Here is a 16,156-nt window from a genome sequence, read left to right as displayed (position 1 = left end):
TATAAAAGCTATAAATTTACGGAAAAAGGATGGAAGATGTAAGAGGTAAAATGTAAGATGGAAAGTCACGATTCTGTTAACCATCTAAGGCAGCTAAGAAAATCTAAGCTTTAATATCCCAAGCTGCTCTAACTTGCCTACCGCAAGCAGGGATTTCTTAGATGGTGAAAACTTAGTGTATGTAAAATGTAAGTTGGAAAATGACTGGTAATTCTATTTGTTGTAACTTAGTTCTGCGATGAGAAATTTTTATTTAACTCTTATTTTAACTGTTTGTGTTTTTGTTGTAAAAGCACAAACCGATACTTCGGCATATAGGTTTCAAGCCATGGCTATTCAGAAGAAATTTGCGCCAGATAAAAGGGCCATTTATTTCAACATACAGATAAAAGGCGATTCTGTGCGACTAGAAAGTACTTCTCAAGAGGCTTTAAATGAGTTTGAAAAGGTAAAGCCAACCATGGCAAATATTAAATTTATCTCAACTTTGTTGCCTGCAAAATCTTTAAATGGTTTAGAATATGGTGTAGCAAACCTTTCTGTTTGTAATAATAGGGCAAATCCGCAAAATGCAGCAGAGCTGATGACACAGATGTTATTGGGTACACCGATTAGGGTAATGAAAAAACAAGGTGGATTTTATTTGGTGAAAACTCCAGATGGTTATTTGTCATGGACAGATGGTGGGGCAATTAAACTAATGGACAAACAACAATATGAGACCTGGCAAAAGACAGATAAAATAGTTTTTACTGCAGATTATGGTCATGGGTTTAGCAGAGCTGATGTTAATTCTCAAAGGGTATCTGATTTGGTGAGTGGTAATATTTTGCAATTACTGGGAATGGAAAAGGTGTTTTATAAAGTTGCTTATCCAGATGGTAGAGTGGCTTATCTGCCAAAAACAAATGCCAAACTTTATAAACAATGGATTACAAGGCCAAACCCAAATGCAACAGCAATTTTAGCTACGGCGCAAACATTATTAGGCGTTCCGTACTTATGGGGAGGTACCTCTATAAAAGGAGTAGATTGTAGTGGATTTACCAAAACAGCTTATTTTTTAAATGGTATTGTGATTCCTCGTGATGCTTCTCAGCAAGCGTTAGTTGGTAATGAGATTGATGTATTGGAAAATGACAGCATCAGCGTAGAAAAGTGTTTAAAAAACTTACAGCCTGGCGATTTACTGTTTTTTTCTGCTGCGAAACGTAGAGGTATAAATGGTGGTCGTGTTAGCCATACCGCAATTTATATGGGCAATGGAGAATTTATCCAGAGTGCTGGGATGGTAAAAATTAATAGCATTGTTGCAACAGCGCCAAATTACGATGGGGTGCAAAGTGGAACTTTAGTAGGCGCCAGGAGGATTTTAACTGAAATAGGAAAACCAGAAATTACCAGGGTTGAACAGCACGATTGGTACGGAAAGAATTAAAATATGATTACAATTTACCATAATAACAGTTGTACTAAAAGTCGCATTGCCTTAGCAGCTTTAACAAAAAATGATGAACCTTTTGAGGTGATTAATTATTTAGAAAACGTACCAAGTGTTGAAGAACTGCGAAGCATAATTGAAAAGCTTGATTGCAAGCCAAAAGACATTGTGAGAACAACTGAAAAGGTTTACCTAGAAAAGTACAAAGGCAAAGATTTAACAGATGAAGAATGGATCATGGCTATGCACGAAAATCCAATTCTTATTCAAAGGCCAATTATTGTTAAAGATAATGTTGCGGTAATTGGGAGGTCTGAGGATGCGCTAGATGAGATTATATGAACAAAATCAATTACTTTCTATTGCAGTAATTTTTTCTCTGTAGAGTTGAATAGGTCCATCAAGTAAAACAGCAATTACCGTTACATCTTTGTCTAATCTGTCTTTCGGAATGTCTATGTAAATAATTCCTGGTACTTTACTCCAATACAATTTGTTATAAACGGTATGTTCTAGCATTGTACCTTCACCGACAATTCTAATTCTACTGATTTGATTTTTTAATCCTTTAATGGCAATTGGACCATTTGGTTTTCCTTCAACAAAAAGATATAAGGTATTTAAATCGGCACTTAAAGTTGTTTTTCCTTCAAAATGGCCAGCTGGAATTCCTTTTCCTGTTTGATACAAAGCTTCTGCATTTTTAATTGCCCATTGATTTACGCTTTCGTCAAGAGGATTTACTTTCGGTTTAAAATCTAAACCATCTGCTGATGTTAAACTATCTTTAAATAGGTTAATACCATCATTTAGTAATGAAATGGTTTTCTTAACCTTCAAGGCAGTTGGCTCATCAGATTTTGTAAATAGATTTTTATAAGTTAGGTTAGGTAATGTTGGATTGTCCAATTTTAATGATTCCTTAAACTGAACCTTTATTACAGTGACATCTTTATCATAAGCTATTTCAGGGATTTGAATTAAATAATCATTGTTATCTATAGCCTTGTAAGGTATTTTACCAGCATATCCAACTACGGTTACTTGCTCAATTTTGGATTTGATGTTACTTAATATTATTCCATTGTTATCTTGATAATCTAAATAGAGGTAAAGCGTTTTTTCGTCTTTAGACAAAGTCGTTTTACCATTAAAAAAGCCATTTGGCAAACCTGCTTTTATACTGTAAATAGCTTCTGCATGTTTGTTTGTCCACCTGCCTAAACCTTTTAATATGTTTTGTTGCTCAAGAGGAATTGTCCCATCGGCTTTTGGGCCAATATCTAATAACAAATTGCCACCCATACTTAAACAATCTACCAAAGTTCTGATGATCATATTGGCCGTTTTATACTTTTTGTCGTATGGTTGATAACCCCAAGAATCATTCATGGTATAACACAGTTCCCAATAAGGATTGGCTGGCTTTACAATTGGTACACCTTGCTCTGGTGTTTCATAATCTCCATGTGCATCTAACCTAGCGTTAATAATAACATTTGGATTATGACTATATAACAATTGGCGTACTTTATCGCTTTGCCACTCGGCAGATGAGTGCTCCCAGTCGCCATCAAACCACATCAAATCTGGTTTAAACTTTATTGATAATTCATTAAGTTGCGTTTGGTAATAATTTAAGAACAAGTCCCACCTTTTAGGTTCTTCCTTTAAACTATATCGTTTTCTTTATCTTGTAAAAATGTCATAATCAGGGTAACTCCAATCTGGTAGCGAATAATATAAGCCAGTTTTTAATCCCGATTTCTTTAAGGCGCTAACAAAAGGTGCAACTAGATCTCGTTTAGCGGTGCTACCATTTATGGTTGTGGTGGCGTTTGGTGCTTTCGAATCCCATAAGGAAATCCCGTCATGGTGTTTTGTTGTAATAACTGCATACTTTGCTCCACTTTCTTTAATCAATTGCACCCACTGGTTTGGATTGTACTTTGAAGCATTAAAACCTTTCAATTGCTTCATATAAGCATTATGGTTAAGGTAGTTATTGTAAAAAGACCATGATTCAGAAATTCCGTTTACAGAATAAATTCCCCAATGTATAAAAATGCCAAGTTTTGCATCTGCAAACCATTCCATCTTTTTACTTGGAATAGTAGTTTGTGCATTTACTTTAAAAAAGTACAATAAGAGCAATAGGGTGATTGATTTTTTAGGCATAAATAGGATTATGATTCTCAAATATAAATTTTGATAGCTATAGAACCTACTAGTTATTGACGAGAAATAAAGAAATATTGATTCTAAAGCATATAAAAAAGGCAGCTTAAACTAAGCTGCCTTTTTTAATATTTGATTTTATATAGAATTATTTTTCTTCCATTAAAAACTTAACAGATGGGCCGACATTTAGTCCGAAAAATATACTTTCTAAGTTGAAAGTAATTTCTTTAGAGTTTTTATCGCTTAATGTCCATTTAATGGAATCGCTATCAACATCATAATCTGCAATTGCAGGTGTTGAATTAGTGAATTGTTTTAACCTCATCTTTTTTGAAACCTGATCCTTCAATAAGAGATCCTCAGGTGTTTTGTATGAAAATGGTTTTGGAATATTTGTGGTCATTATTAAATCGTAGTTGCCATTAGTTGGTTTGGCGAAATTATAAGGACCTAATTTTTTTAAATTTGAAGATTCAATTTCAAAACTTACTTTTAAATAAGCGCCTGCTTTAATATTTTCTTTATCTATTAATAGGTTTATAAGTTTTGGTTCTTTGGTGACAGTAAAACTCTTATTCTTCAATTTTGTGGCTATAATTTTGCCATTGTCTAATTCAAACATCACCACACTAACTTCTAAAACCCTATCAGCCGCTTCTTTATTAAGGTTGATTGAAATTGGTTGAGCTTCTTCACAATAAATATGATAGGTTTGTTCGCTCACAGCACTGAATTTCATTGCGGTTTGAGGGTTGTCTATATTGTTTCCTTTAAAATATCTAAAATAGACATTGCTCCAAATCAGACTTTTTTTGCTAGAGAAATCTTCAACGGTTGGTTTAATTTTGGTGTTGAAGCCATTGTTAGATTCATTGTGATTTAGTGCTAGTAGGGCTTGATAGGTAGCGCTTTGACTAAAAGAACTGTAGGAAATAATTAATGAGAAGGCAAAAAGCGTTAATTTTTTCATTGTAATTAGGTTATATTGAAGTTGTAGTATAAGATACATCGAACTTTCCTTCAGTTATCGTCTTTTTTGTTTTTAGAAAAGTATCCATATTTGGAGCAACAAATTCAAAGGTTCCTTTAACGGTGTTGCTTGTAGAACTTGTTATAATTAACTTACCAGTTTTAACCCCAGTTTCAGATGCGTATGAGCCTGTTTGAGTTTGGTCTTCATTGTAGCCACCTTGCGCATCAATATCAATTTCATAGGTTCCAGCCCCTTTATAGTTGTAAACGATAATCGTTACGACCTTTAACCCGTTAGTGCCATAAATGGTCATCATGTTTCCTAATTTGGCATTTATATTCAAATTTGCTTGTCCTACAAAGTTAAGGCTTGCACCATCAACCTTAGCACTCATGTTGGCAGTACCTTGACCAGGTGTAGGGCCAGGGGTTGGTTCAAGGCTAATGATAAATTGCCCTTCAGTAATCGTTTTAATTTCGCCCACAGTATTTGCTGCTTTAAATTCGAAGGTACCAATAATTGCCTTGCTGTTATAGGTTGTTACTTTAATGGTTCCAGACTCAGCATAATAGGTTTGTGTAAAAGGATCTGTTATGCCATTTGTATAATTTGCGCTTGATATCAAATCTGCTGCATTGTAAGTGCCAACTCCTTTAAAATCTTGCCAATTAAAAATAAATGCCTGCGGTGCTTTAATGCCGTTAATTTGTAGGTCTTTTTTGCCGTCGCTATTTATATATTCTTGCGCATAAGCAAATTCACATTCAACCCAAACACCATCAACCTTAGCTTTCATACTGGTTTTAATAGTCTTAGGTGGTGTTCCGCCAGGGCCAGAGCCTTCAACAAAAACGATGTCTTTTTGGCAAGAGGTAAATAGTAATGCCAATATTATGGAAAATAAAATTTTAATTTTCATTTAGAGCTATCAATTTAATTTTATAAAACTAATAAACTTGCTGAATTTATTGGCAGTTCTTTAATAAAGAAGTTGTGTAGTGATAAGCCATAGTGTAAATTATAATACAGATTCAAAGCACCAAAGTTTGTTGCCAAATTCTAATCCCTCTATAAAACTACAGTTGTAGAAATTTCATCAGTTTGATGTTAATATTTAACATCAAACTTACCTTCTGTTAGTGTTAATAAAGTAGTTGTACTAGAATCTTGCAGTTTAAGTATACCTTGAAAAGTTCCAACAATGCCATCAGCAGTTGAAGCAGTAACTATGATTTTTCCGCTTATTGAATGATAAGATGTGTTAATGTCTGGGATATAAGATAAATGGGCTCCAGTATTAATGGCACCTGTAACATCATAAGTGCCTGGTCCATTAAAGTTAAATATACCTAAGGCAAATGTTTTATTTCCGGTTATCCCAATAATGTTAATGGCTCCAGCATCAACAATTTGAGCATCTAAAAAAGATGTTTGTACACCATCAATTTTAACGCTAAAGGTTGAATTATCATTATCTTGATCCAAAACCAAATCCTTTTCTAGGTTAATTACAAATCGCCCTTCGGTAATATTTTTAATGGCCCCATCTGTATTAACTGCCTTAAACTCGAAAGTGCCTATAATTACTTTACTATTATAAGTTGTTATTTTAATTGTTCCAGATTCTGCAAAATAGCTATTGTCTAAAGGGTCTAACATATTAGCGGTATAAGCAGCATTTGATACGATGTCGGCAGCATTATAAGTGCCAACACCTTTTATGTCGTCCCATGTGAAAGCAAACGCCTGCGGATTCTTAAACCCGTTTATTTGTATTGCTTTTTGCCCAGTCCATTTTTGGGCATAAGCCAAATCACACTCTACCAATACACCATCAACTTTTGCGCTCATTTTTGTAATATTAGTCGCTGGTTTAGTACCACCAGGGCCAGAACCTTCAACAAAAACAATGTCTTTTTGGCAAGCACCGAAAGCAAAAGTTGTAAGTATTAAAAGCAATAAGTGTGATTTGATCTTTTTCATCTGATTTTTTAAGCTAATAAATTTCTCCAGCTCACTTTGCCTTCAATAATGGTATGCAATTCTTTAATTTCAATACGTTGCTGCTCCATAGTATCTCTATGACGAATGGTAACTGTATTATCTTCTAAAGTTTGATGATCTACTGTTACACAGAAAGGTGTTCCAATAGCATCCATACGGCGATAACGTTTTCCAATGGCATCTTTCTCTTCATAAACACAGTTGAAATCAAATTTCAAGTGATCCATGATTTCACGAGCTTTTTCTGGTAAACCATCTTTTTTAGTTAATGGAAAAATAGCTACTTTGATTGGAGCTAAAGCAGGATGCAAACGTAATAAAGTTCTACTGTCTTGTCTTTCTGGTGTACTTAGATCCTCTTCTTCAAAGGCATTGATCATTGTTAGCAAGAACATTCTATCTAAACCGATTGAAGTTTCGATAACATAGGGAACGTAGTTGCCATAAGGCTTGCCTTCTTCGTTTAAGTCGTTATCAAAATATTGCATTTTCTTGCCAGAAAACTCTTGGTGTTGGGTTAAATCGAAATCAGTTCTACTGTGAATACCTTCAACTTCCTTAAAACCGAATGGGAATTCGAATTCGATATCTGTTGCTGCGTTTGCATAGTGTGCTAATTTAACATGGTCATGGAAACGATATTTCTCTGGGGCAGTGCCCAAAGCCTGATGCCATTTTAAACGAGCTTCTTTCCAATAGGTAAACCATTTTTTGTCTTCACCAGGGCGAACGAAAAATTGCATTTCCATTTGCTCAAATTCACGCATACGCATGATAAACTGACGAGCTATTACTTCGTTTCTAAAAGCTTTACCAATTTGCGCAATCCCGAAAGGGATTTTCATTCTTCCAGATTTCTGCACATTTAAAAAGTTCACAAAAATACCTTGTGCAGTCTCTGGTCTAAGGTAAACCTCATCACTTCCTTCTGCCATTGCGCCAAACTGTGTGCTAAACATCAAGTTAAACTGACGAACATCAGTCCAATTTTTAGTGCCACTAACCGGACAGGCAATTTCGTGTTCTTCAATTAAAACTTTTAAACGAGGCAGATCTTCAGCTGTTAAAGCAGCATCCATGTTAGCTTGCAGTTTTGCCGCTTTTTCAGTTTTGCCATCTTTCTCGTAACGAGCAATTTTGTCTTCTAACAACTGGTCTGCACGGTAACGTTTTTTAGAGTCTTTATTGTCGATCATTGGGTCGTTAAAACCATCAACGTGACCGCTCGCTTTCCATACTTTAGGGTGCATAAAAATTGCAGAATCAATTCCCACAATGTTTTCGTGCATCTGCACCATTGCTTTCCACCAGTAAGTTTTAATGTTGTTTTTTAGTTCGGCACCTAATTGTCCGTAATCGTAAACGGCACTTAAACCGTCATATATTTCGCTGCTTTGAAACACAAAACCATATTCCTTAGCGTGTGATATTACATTTTTAAATTGTTCGTCGTTTGTTTTAGCCATAGTGGCGCAAAGATAATATTTAAAGATGAAAGACTAAAGCTAAAAGACTAAAGCTTAATCCTTATCCAAATCAACTTATATTTTCTTAAATGCCTTATATGGTTATCTTTAGCCTCGCTGCAATCTTTTTGCCTTTTTCCTTCGACTACGCTCAGGATTACAATCAAAAAAGGATTTCCGCTGAGTCGGGTTTACAGGGCAACGAAAGTAGGAATATTATTGGTTAACTATTTAAGCTGTGCCGATTGTTTAACTGAGTATGGCAATTAACCGATTTCAACAATTAACCATTTAAGCCGTCTTCCATTTTACCGCTTACATCTTACATCTTTTTCTTATTTTTGAACCAAATGAGCATTAAAGTAAAAAACCTCTCCAAGCATTTCGGCTTACAAAAAGCGGTTGATTCTATTAGCTTTGAAGCTAAACCAGGTAAAATTTTAGGATTTTTAGGTCCGAATGGCGCAGGTAAATCTACTACCATGAAAATGCTTACAGCTTATATGTCGCCAACATCCGGCGATGCGGAAATATGTGGTAAAAGCATTTTAACAGCTGAAATTGAAGTTAAAAGGTTAATTGGCTATTTGCCAGAAAACACACCACTTTATAACGACATGTACATTCGTGAGTTTTTAAGTTTTGTTGGTGAAACTTATGGTATTGCCAATTTGTCTCATCGGGTAGACGATGTGATTAAGCAAGTTGGATTAACACCAGAACAGCATAAAAAAATTGGAATGCTTTCTAAAGGTTATAAACAACGCGTTGGCTTGGCACAGGCAATTATTCATGACCCAAAGGTTTTAATTTTAGATGAACCAACTTCGGGTTTAGATCCTAATCAATTATCTGACATTAGGACTTTGATAAAGAATTTAGGCAAAGACAAAACTGTCATTATTTCTACTCACATCATGCAAGAGGTAGAAGCCATTTGCGATGAAGTAATTGTCATTAGCAAAGGAAAGATTGTCGCAAATGACACTAAATCAGAACTTAAAAATCAATATAAGGGAGCTTCGTTAGAAGAAATTTTCAGAAAATTAACTAATTGAAATTCATTTAATTAGAAATTCATTCTCAAAAGTTGTCAATTTCGTGACTATTTCTGGTAACTATTGGCTTAGTTGTTGCGTCTTATGAGCAACAATTAACAAAATATAAATTACAAAAAAACACGATGAAAAAATTATTATTATCATTAGCCCTTGTTGCAGGTTTAGGCTTTGCAGCTAACGCACAAACAGAAGGTGCAGTTAAAAAATTAAGTATCGGTGCAGAATTCGGTATTCCAACTGAAGGATCTAACGAATTATTAGTTGGAGGTTCATTACAATTTGAACAGCCAATCGCAAAATCATTAAATTTCACATTATCAGCGGGTTATATTGCTGATATGGTTACTGGCGATGCAAAAGATGTTTTAAAAGCATTGGGAGCTAAAACTAGCTACGGATTTATTCCTTTAAAGGCTGGTGCTAAATACTATTTTGGTGGCAATTTTTATGCAGCTGGCGAAGTTGGTGCTGCAATTAGCACTGAAGATGGTATTGGTACTTCATTTGCTTATGCGCCTACTTTAGGTGCATCTTTTTCAGTTGCTGAAAAATCTAGTTTAGATCTTGGTGTACGTTATGAGAACTGGTCGAAAGCCTCTTCTGGCTTTATAGGTATTCGTGCAGCTTATGCATTCGGTTTGTAGAAATTAAAACAACAACAAAAAAAGTCTCGATAATTTAATTTGTCGAGGCTTTTTTATTTAAACTAAATTGATAGTTTTGTAATTAGGTAATCAAACAAAAAAACATGAAAAAATTATTATTATCACTAACACTAGTTGCTGGTCTTAGTATAGCAGCTTTAGCTCAAGAACCAGTTAAATTTGGGGTAAAAGCTGGTGTAGCTTTCCCTAGTATGTCGATATCTACAAGTGGTATCTCAGTAGGTTTCGATTCAAGAACATCATTTTATGTAGGGGGAACAGCAGATTTTGCTATCTCTAATGTAATTTCGATACAACCAGGTTTAACCTTTATTAGCAAAGGAACTAAATTTAATGGAGATGATTTTGACTTTGAAGATGTATCTACAGGTTCAAATTCTGCGACTTTAAACTTCTCTTATATTGAAATACCAGTTAATTTACTAGCAAATTTTAAAGTAGGTGCAGGTAAAGTTTTCTTTGGGGGAGGTCCTTATTATGCCTTTGCTGTTGATGCATATGGAAAATCAGGAGGAATTAAAGAAGATGTTGATTTTGATGAGGATGGCTTTAAGCGTGGTGATTTTGGAGTAAACTTTTTAGGTGGCTTCCAATTTTACAAAGGTTTAAATGTACACGCTGGTTATGGATTAGGAATAAGCAGCGTTATTGACGACCAAGAAGAAATAGATGTTAAATTTAAAAATAAAGTTTTCACTGTTGGTTTAGGCTTTACTTTCTAACTATAAAACCTATTTATTAAAAGTCTCAACAATTGCGTTGAGACTTTTTTGTTTTAGGAGATATTGCATAACTTCGGCATCATTAATCGTCTTGCATGTACGCAGTTTTCAAACGAGAATTATTCAGCTTCTTAAACTCGCTAATGGCTTATATTACCATTAGTGTTTTTCTGTTGGCTTGCGCATTATTACTTTGGTTTTTTCCAGATACCTCCATTTTAGATTATGGTTATGCAGAAATGAACGGTTTTTTTAACCTCGTTCCATTTTTGTTTATCTTTCTAATACCCGCAATTACCATGCGTTCTTTTGCAGAAGAAAGAAGAGAAGGAACTTATGTGCTGTTGGCAACAAGACCTTTAAGCGATTTACAAATTATTTTAGCTAAATACTTTGCCTGCGTAATACTGCTGCTTTTTGCATTAATACCAACATTGATTTATTACTACAGTATTTATCAATTAGGGTTGCCAAAAGGGAATGTAGACTCTGGCGCTGTAATTGGTTCCTATTTAGGTTTATTCCTATTGGGAAACGCTTTTATTTCGATAGGTATTTTTGCTTCATCCATTACTAAAAATCAGGTAATTGCTTTTGCGGTGGCAGTCTTTTTATGTTTTTTCGCTTACAGCGGGTTTGATTCTTTGAGCAAAGTTTTCGAGTTAAGCGCACTTGAAACCATATTGGTTAATCTAGGGATTAATGAGCATTATCAATCAATGAGTAGAGGTGTTTTAGATACTAGAGATTTAGTCTATTTTATCACTTTCGTTTTTATGTTTTTTGGTTTAACCAAACTGGTGATAGGGGGTAGGAAATGGTAACGGGAAAGAGCAAGGGACAAAGAGCAAAGAATAGTTACATCAAATTACTAGGCTTTATAATCATCTTGGTATTAATAAATGTAATCGCACAACATTTGTATACTCGTTTCGATTTTACCAAGGAAAAACGCTACACCTTAAATCAGAAAACCAAAGATGTTTTACAAAAGACACAAAAGGATATCATCATCACTGTTTTTTTAGATGGGGAAATACCTGCTGCTTTTAAAAGATTGCAAAATGCGACTAAAGATTTATTGAGCGATTATAAGGCTTATTCAAATGCCAATATTAAAATAATTTTTGAAGATCCGTTAAAAGATGTGCCAGCAAATGAGCAAGATACAGTCATTAATAAATATCTAGGAATTGGAATAAAACCTATTGCCATCAACCTTAAAAATGATGCAGGAATAACGCAGAAATTAATCTTCCCTATGGCATTAATTGAAAGTGGAGATGTTCAGATTCCAGTCAACTTATTGCAAAAAACGGGTGGTGCAGCAACAGATTATGAAGAAAATATAACCAGCTCTATTCAGAATCTGGAATATGCATTTACTTCAACTCTTAAAAGATTATTAACTGGTGTAAGTCCAAAAATTGGATTTACAGAAGGTCACGGAGAACCATCTAATCTATATTTATACGATGCTATTACTTCTTTATCACAACAATATTATGTGGGGAGGGTAGATTTAAAATTAATGACCAAACAAGGGTTAGACGATTTGAACGTGCTCATCATCGAAAAGCCGCAACAAGCACTTACAGAAGTTGAGAAGTATAAAATCAACTACTTTGTCATGAAAGGCGGCAGGGTAGTTTGGGCAATAGACCAAGTTAATGCAGAATTAGATAGTTTAGAAAAACGACCACGAGAAATGGCGTTTAATAGGCAGCTCAATCTTGATGATATGCTGTTTGAATATGGTGCCCGAATAAACTATAATTTAATAACGGATGTGAACTGTGCCATGATTCCCTTTGCAACAGGTAATGCTGGTCAGCAAGCACAAATAGATACGGCGCCTTGGTTATACTACCCAGTATTTATGCCAGATACAACAAGCAATGTGGTTAAAAATATAGATGGCATTAAAAGTCAGTTTGCAAGTACGGTAGATACGATTGGTGTGCCGAATGTGAGCAAGAAAATTATTCTCCAAACATCAGCTTTTAACAAGGTTTTCGAAACACCTAAAATGCTTTCGCTGCAAATGTTAGCAGTTCAGCCTGCTCAGAAAGAATATACAAGTATTCCAAAATCTGCTGCGGTTTTATTGGAGGGAAGTTTTAGATCTGTGTTTCTAAATCGGCCGGTGCCAGAAGGAATAATGGAAAATTACAATCTGCCAGCGCAAAGTAGGCCAACAAAAATGATTGTGATTGGAGATGGTGATGTTTTCTTGAATCAAGTGAGTAAGACAGATCATACACCTTTCCCTTTGGGATTTGATAGATATACACAACAGAATTACGGAAATAAAGCGTTACTCTTAAACATTGCAGATTATTTTACGGATGATGACAATTTAATCGCCCTGCGTAATAAAGAAATTAAGGTGAGATTACTTGATAGGACCCGTTTACGTACTGAAAAACCGAAATGGCAACTTGTAAATGCAGTTGCTCCCATACTATTGTTAATATGTTTCGCAATTTTTCAACATTATTACCGTAAGCATAAGTATGCAAAGTAATTTTTATATTTTTGAGCAAGACTAAATACAACTATGAGATTTATAGTATCAACTTCGACGTTATTAAAACATTTACAAACCGTTAATGGTGCATCTAGCAGCAGTACAGTTTTGCCTATCTTAGAAAACTTCTTGTTCGAAATTAAAGACGGAAACTTAACTATCTCAGCTACTGACTTGCAAACTAGCATGACAACCGCTTTGGCTGTAGAGTCTAAGGAAGAAGGTAAAGTTGCCGTTCCATCTAGAATATTATTAGATACCTTAAAAACATTGCCAGATCAACCAATTTCATTTAATATTGATGATAATACATTTTCAATTGAAATTAGTGCGGGTGATGGAAAGTATAAATTAAGCGGAGAAAATGGAGATGATTTTCCAAAAATCCCTGTTGTAGAAAATGCATCTTCAGTTAATTTGCCAGCTTCAGTTTTAACAGAAGCCATTACAAAAACCATTTTTGCAGTTAGTAATGATGAGTTAAGGCCAGCAATGACAGGTGTTTATTGCCAACTTTCTCCTCAACATATCACTTTTGTAGCAACTGATGCACATAAATTGGTGCGTTACCGTAGAATGGATAGCAAGGCAGATAAAGCTTCATCATTTATTTTGCCTAAAAAAGCATTAACTTTGTTAAAAGCTGCTTTACCAAGTACTGATGTTAATGTTTCAGTTGATTACAATGCAACAAGTGCTTTCTTTAAATTTGAGAACATCAATCTAGTTTGTCGTTTAATTGATGAACGTTATCCAGATTATGAAGCAGTAATTCCTGCTAACAATCCTAATAAATTGGTAATCGATAGAGCTTTGTTCTTAAATACTTTACGTAGGGTTGTAATTTTTGCTAATAAAACCACACATCAAGTGCGATTGAAAATTAACGGAAGCGAATTAAATATCTCTTCAGAAGATTTAGATTTTGCTAATGAAGCTCACGAACGTTTAAGTTGCCAATATGAAGGTGAAGATTTAGAAATTGGCTTTAACGCACGTTTCTTAATCGAAATGTTAAACAATTTAAGTGGCGAGGAAGTTACTTTAGAGTTGTCAACTCCAAACCGAGCAGGTTTATTAATTCCACAAACCAACGACGAAAACGAAGATGTTTTAATGTTAGTGATGCCTGTAATGCTTAACAATAGTTATTAGTACGAAAAAGGATTAAGGAACAAAGAAAAAAGGCTGTAAGTTTATAGCTTGAACTTAACATAAAACTTACAATATACGACCTTTAATTTAACAATAATGGCTTGGTTTTTGACCAAGCCATTATTGTTATAAGCCATTACCAAAACTATTCCTATGAAAATAGCGCTACTTTCTTCAAATCAAAGAAATTCTTATTTATTTCTATCGTTTTTTGTAGTAATGATGTGTCTAGTTTCTTGTAAAAAGGACGAAACGATAAGCAAGAAAGAAGTAAAAGGAGAGGCAAAAGTTAGAATGGTAAATGCTTCACATACTTCTACATCAGTTGATTTTTATTTAGATAATGCAAAAATTAATTCAACGGCATTAGCTTTTGGAGAAGGGAGTGAATATGTTAAGGTAGAATCAGGGACCAAGGCTTCAAAAGTTCAGAATAACGGAGTTGATGAGGCTGAATCGGAAGTGATTTTTGTACCAACTATATCTTATACTTCATTTTATTTAGAAGACAGAACCAATAAAGGCTCTGTGTTAACCTTAGAAGATAATCTAGGTGCAACTGAAGCGGGGAAAGCTAGAATTAGATTTGTAAACGCAAGTCCATATTTTACAAACTCTATTAATGTAAATTTAACTGGAGCGATATTGTTGGTTAATTCTTTACCTTTTGCAGAGGCATCGGCTTATTTTTCAGTTGACCCAGATGCAGATTTAAGGATTTCTGTTTTAGGAACAGGAATCGTTAAAGTTGTGCCAACCGCTCAAATTGAAGCAGGTAAAATTTATACTTTTTGGTTTAGTGGTAGTTCAAATGCTAACCTTACTATCAATAAAATTACTTACAATTAACATCATATTTTTAAAATTGATGTGGTTGTCAATCCATATACCTATTTTTGAGGAAAAATTATAAAACTTGGAATTCTTCGATCTACTAATACAATTACTTACTAATACGAAAGAAACGTTAGAAGTAATCATGCAGGAATATAAAACCTGGACTTACCTTATTTTATTCATCATTATTTTTGCAGAAACTGGATTTGTAGTTACCCCATTCTTGCCTGGAGATTCGATGCTATTTGCGGTTGGAGCTTTGGTTGCAGGAGATGGAACTGGTTTAAATATTTGGTTCATGTTAGTTATTTTAATTGCTGCCGCCATTTTAGGAAATTCAGTGAATTATCATTTGGGTAAATATTTTGGTATTAAAGTTTTCAAAGAAAATAATAAAATTCTTAAGCTGAAATATTATCATCAATCTCACGAATATTTTGAGAAGCATGGGGCAAGAGCAATTGTGTTTAGTCGCTTTTTACCAATTGTAAGAACAATTGCACCTTTTGTTGCAGGAGCAGCTAGAATGTCATTTGGTAAGTTTACTTATTATAACGTTGTAGGTGGCATCGCATGGATATCTAGTTTATTGTTTGCAGGTTTCTTATTAGGTAAAATTCCATTTGTAGAAAAGAATTTCGAAATATTGGTTTTAATTATTGCTGTGGGTACTTTTGTGCCAGTTGTTTATGGAGCTTTAAAATCAGTATTCTCAAAGAAACCAGTTGAAAAACAAATTGAAGAGGAGTTAACCGAAGAGAAGTAATAAAGTGTTGCGTCATATCGACCTCAGGGAGATATCTGTTAATAATATGCTCTTTTGTGATTATAATTAACAGCTTTCTCAATCGCGAAAGGCTCATTTCGAAATGACGATTTTTTTAATTTCTCTACTAATAATTTTTCCTTTCCTTTTAATTTTCTTTAACCTTATTTTCCTTTTTTCTTATAGAGACGGCTTCCAATTTATTGGGCTTTTCAAATTTACCAAGCCTGATATAAACGTAATCTGACCTAAGTATTAGGTAATAACTCAACTGAATTAGCAAGCAATTTTATATTGTAAAAGTGAATGGAGTGTCATATTGTAAGATAAATATCTTCATTAATTACAATTCAAG

At 34.3% G+C, this 16,156-nt stretch carries 14 protein-coding genes and 1 pseudogene; 10 read left to right on the top strand and 5 right to left on the bottom strand.

The features are described 5' to 3' along the window. Positions 1–238 precede the first annotated feature (238 nt). Positions 239–1,438, top strand: a complete 1,200-nt coding sequence (locus tag EZ428_RS10415) for a C40 family peptidase (RefSeq protein ID WP_131553078.1) — start codon at positions 239–241, stop codon at positions 1,436–1,438. Between the two features lie 3 nt (positions 1,439–1,441). Then, positions 1,442–1,783: an ArsC/Spx/MgsR family protein gene (locus EZ428_RS10410; RefSeq protein ID WP_131553077.1), complete on the top strand. Its 342-nt coding sequence runs from the start codon at positions 1,442–1,444 to the stop codon at positions 1,781–1,783. Positions 1,784–1,789: 6 nt separating this feature from the next. Here EZ428_RS10410 and EZ428_RS10405 read toward each other — a convergent pair. From EZ428_RS10405 to EZ428_RS10385, 5 genes and pseudogenes are all read right to left on the bottom strand, one after another. Next, positions 1,790–3,538: pseudogene (locus EZ428_RS10405) on the bottom strand (alpha-L-fucosidase). A gap of 229 nt (positions 3,539–3,767) precedes the next feature. Further along, the gene (locus EZ428_RS10400; RefSeq protein WP_131553076.1) at positions 3,768–4,592 is read right to left on the bottom strand and encodes a hypothetical protein; all 825 of its coding nucleotides are present in this window, start codon (positions 4,590–4,592) and stop codon (positions 3,768–3,770) included. Between the two features lie 10 nt (positions 4,593–4,602). After that, positions 4,603–5,514 (bottom strand): DUF6252 family protein, encoded by a 912-nt coding sequence (locus tag EZ428_RS10395; protein WP_131553075.1) that lies wholly within the window; start codon positions 5,512–5,514, stop codon positions 4,603–4,605. Between the two features lie 188 nt (positions 5,515–5,702). Further along, positions 5,703–6,578, bottom strand: a complete 876-nt coding sequence (locus EZ428_RS10390; RefSeq protein WP_131553074.1) for a DUF6252 family protein — start codon at positions 6,576–6,578, stop codon at positions 5,703–5,705. Positions 6,579–6,586: 8 nt separating this feature from the next. Continuing rightward, positions 6,587–8,065 (bottom strand): glycine--tRNA ligase, encoded by a 1,479-nt coding sequence (locus EZ428_RS10385; RefSeq protein WP_131553073.1) that lies wholly within the window; start codon positions 8,063–8,065, stop codon positions 6,587–6,589. Positions 8,066–8,415: 350 nt separating this feature from the next. On the opposite strand from EZ428_RS10385, the gene EZ428_RS10380 reads away from it, so the two are divergent. From EZ428_RS10380 to EZ428_RS10345, 8 genes are all read left to right on the top strand, one after another. Then, positions 8,416–9,123: an ATP-binding cassette domain-containing protein gene (locus EZ428_RS10380; RefSeq protein WP_131553072.1), complete on the top strand. Its 708-nt coding sequence runs from the start codon at positions 8,416–8,418 to the stop codon at positions 9,121–9,123. Between the two features lie 125 nt (positions 9,124–9,248). Next, complete coding sequence (locus EZ428_RS10375) at positions 9,249–9,770, top strand: hypothetical protein (RefSeq protein ID WP_131553071.1); 522 nt, start codon at positions 9,249–9,251, stop codon at positions 9,768–9,770. A gap of 104 nt (positions 9,771–9,874) precedes the next feature. Further along, the gene (locus EZ428_RS10370) at positions 9,875–10,513 is read left to right on the top strand and encodes a porin family protein (RefSeq protein ID WP_131553070.1); all 639 of its coding nucleotides are present in this window, start codon (positions 9,875–9,877) and stop codon (positions 10,511–10,513) included. A 95-nt stretch (positions 10,514–10,608) separates the two neighbouring features. Continuing rightward, positions 10,609–11,337: a gliding motility-associated ABC transporter permease subunit GldF gene (gene gldF / locus EZ428_RS10365; protein ID WP_131553069.1), complete on the top strand. Its 729-nt coding sequence runs from the start codon at positions 10,609–10,611 to the stop codon at positions 11,335–11,337. Beyond that, positions 11,331–13,040 (top strand): gliding motility-associated ABC transporter substrate-binding protein GldG, encoded by a 1,710-nt coding sequence (gene gldG / locus EZ428_RS10360; protein WP_131553068.1) that lies wholly within the window; start codon positions 11,331–11,333, stop codon positions 13,038–13,040. The genes gldF and gldG overlap by 7 nt, the downstream gene beginning before the upstream one ends. A 33-nt stretch (positions 13,041–13,073) precedes the next feature. Further along, the gene (gene dnaN / locus EZ428_RS10355; RefSeq protein WP_131553067.1) at positions 13,074–14,198 is read left to right on the top strand and encodes a DNA polymerase III subunit beta; all 1,125 of its coding nucleotides are present in this window, start codon (positions 13,074–13,076) and stop codon (positions 14,196–14,198) included. 153 nt (positions 14,199–14,351) lie between these two features. Next, complete coding sequence (locus EZ428_RS10350; RefSeq protein WP_131553066.1) at positions 14,352–15,047, top strand: DUF4397 domain-containing protein; 696 nt, start codon at positions 14,352–14,354, stop codon at positions 15,045–15,047. Between the two features lie 130 nt (positions 15,048–15,177). After that, on the top strand, positions 15,178–15,801 hold the full coding sequence (locus tag EZ428_RS10345; protein WP_225871034.1) for a VTT domain-containing protein: 624 nt from the start codon (positions 15,178–15,180) through the stop codon (positions 15,799–15,801). Positions 15,802–16,156 lie beyond the last annotated feature (355 nt).

The sequence above is a fragment of the Pedobacter frigiditerrae genome, from assembly GCF_004331645.1.
Lineage (GTDB): Bacteria > Bacteroidota > Bacteroidia > Sphingobacteriales > Sphingobacteriaceae > Pedobacter > Pedobacter frigiditerrae.
The sequence above is the reverse complement of the archived record's forward strand: the minus strand, read 5'-3'. Positions and strand labels throughout refer to the sequence as shown.

Coding starts and splice junctions, on each gene's coding strand:
- EZ428_RS10415 (WP_131553078.1), top strand. CDS start 239: ATGAGAAATTTTTATTTAACTCTTATTTTAACTGTTTGTGTTTTTGTT.
- EZ428_RS10410 (WP_131553077.1), top strand. CDS start 1,442: ATGATTACAATTTACCATAATAACAGTTGTACTAAAAGTCGCATTGCC.
- EZ428_RS10400 (WP_131553076.1), bottom strand. CDS start 4,592: ATGAAAAAATTAACGCTTTTTGCCTTCTCATTAATTATTTCCTACAGT.
- EZ428_RS10395 (WP_131553075.1), bottom strand. CDS start 5,514: ATGAAAATTAAAATTTTATTTTCCATAATATTGGCATTACTATTTACC.
- EZ428_RS10390 (WP_131553074.1), bottom strand. CDS start 6,578: ATGAAAAAGATCAAATCACACTTATTGCTTTTAATACTTACAACTTTT.
- EZ428_RS10385 (WP_131553073.1), bottom strand. CDS start 8,065: ATGGCTAAAACAAACGACGAACAATTTAAAAATGTAATATCACACGCT.
- EZ428_RS10380 (WP_131553072.1), top strand. CDS start 8,416: ATGAGCATTAAAGTAAAAAACCTCTCCAAGCATTTCGGCTTACAAAAA.
- EZ428_RS10375 (WP_131553071.1), top strand. CDS start 9,249: ATGAAAAAATTATTATTATCATTAGCCCTTGTTGCAGGTTTAGGCTTT.
- EZ428_RS10370 (WP_131553070.1), top strand. CDS start 9,875: ATGAAAAAATTATTATTATCACTAACACTAGTTGCTGGTCTTAGTATA.
- gldF (WP_131553069.1), top strand. CDS start 10,609: ATGTACGCAGTTTTCAAACGAGAATTATTCAGCTTCTTAAACTCGCTA.
- gldG (WP_131553068.1), top strand. CDS start 11,331: ATGGTAACGGGAAAGAGCAAGGGACAAAGAGCAAAGAATAGTTACATC.
- dnaN (WP_131553067.1), top strand. CDS start 13,074: ATGAGATTTATAGTATCAACTTCGACGTTATTAAAACATTTACAAACC.
- EZ428_RS10350 (WP_131553066.1), top strand. CDS start 14,352: ATGAAAATAGCGCTACTTTCTTCAAATCAAAGAAATTCTTATTTATTT.
- EZ428_RS10345 (WP_225871034.1), top strand. CDS start 15,178: ATGCAGGAATATAAAACCTGGACTTACCTTATTTTATTCATCATTATT.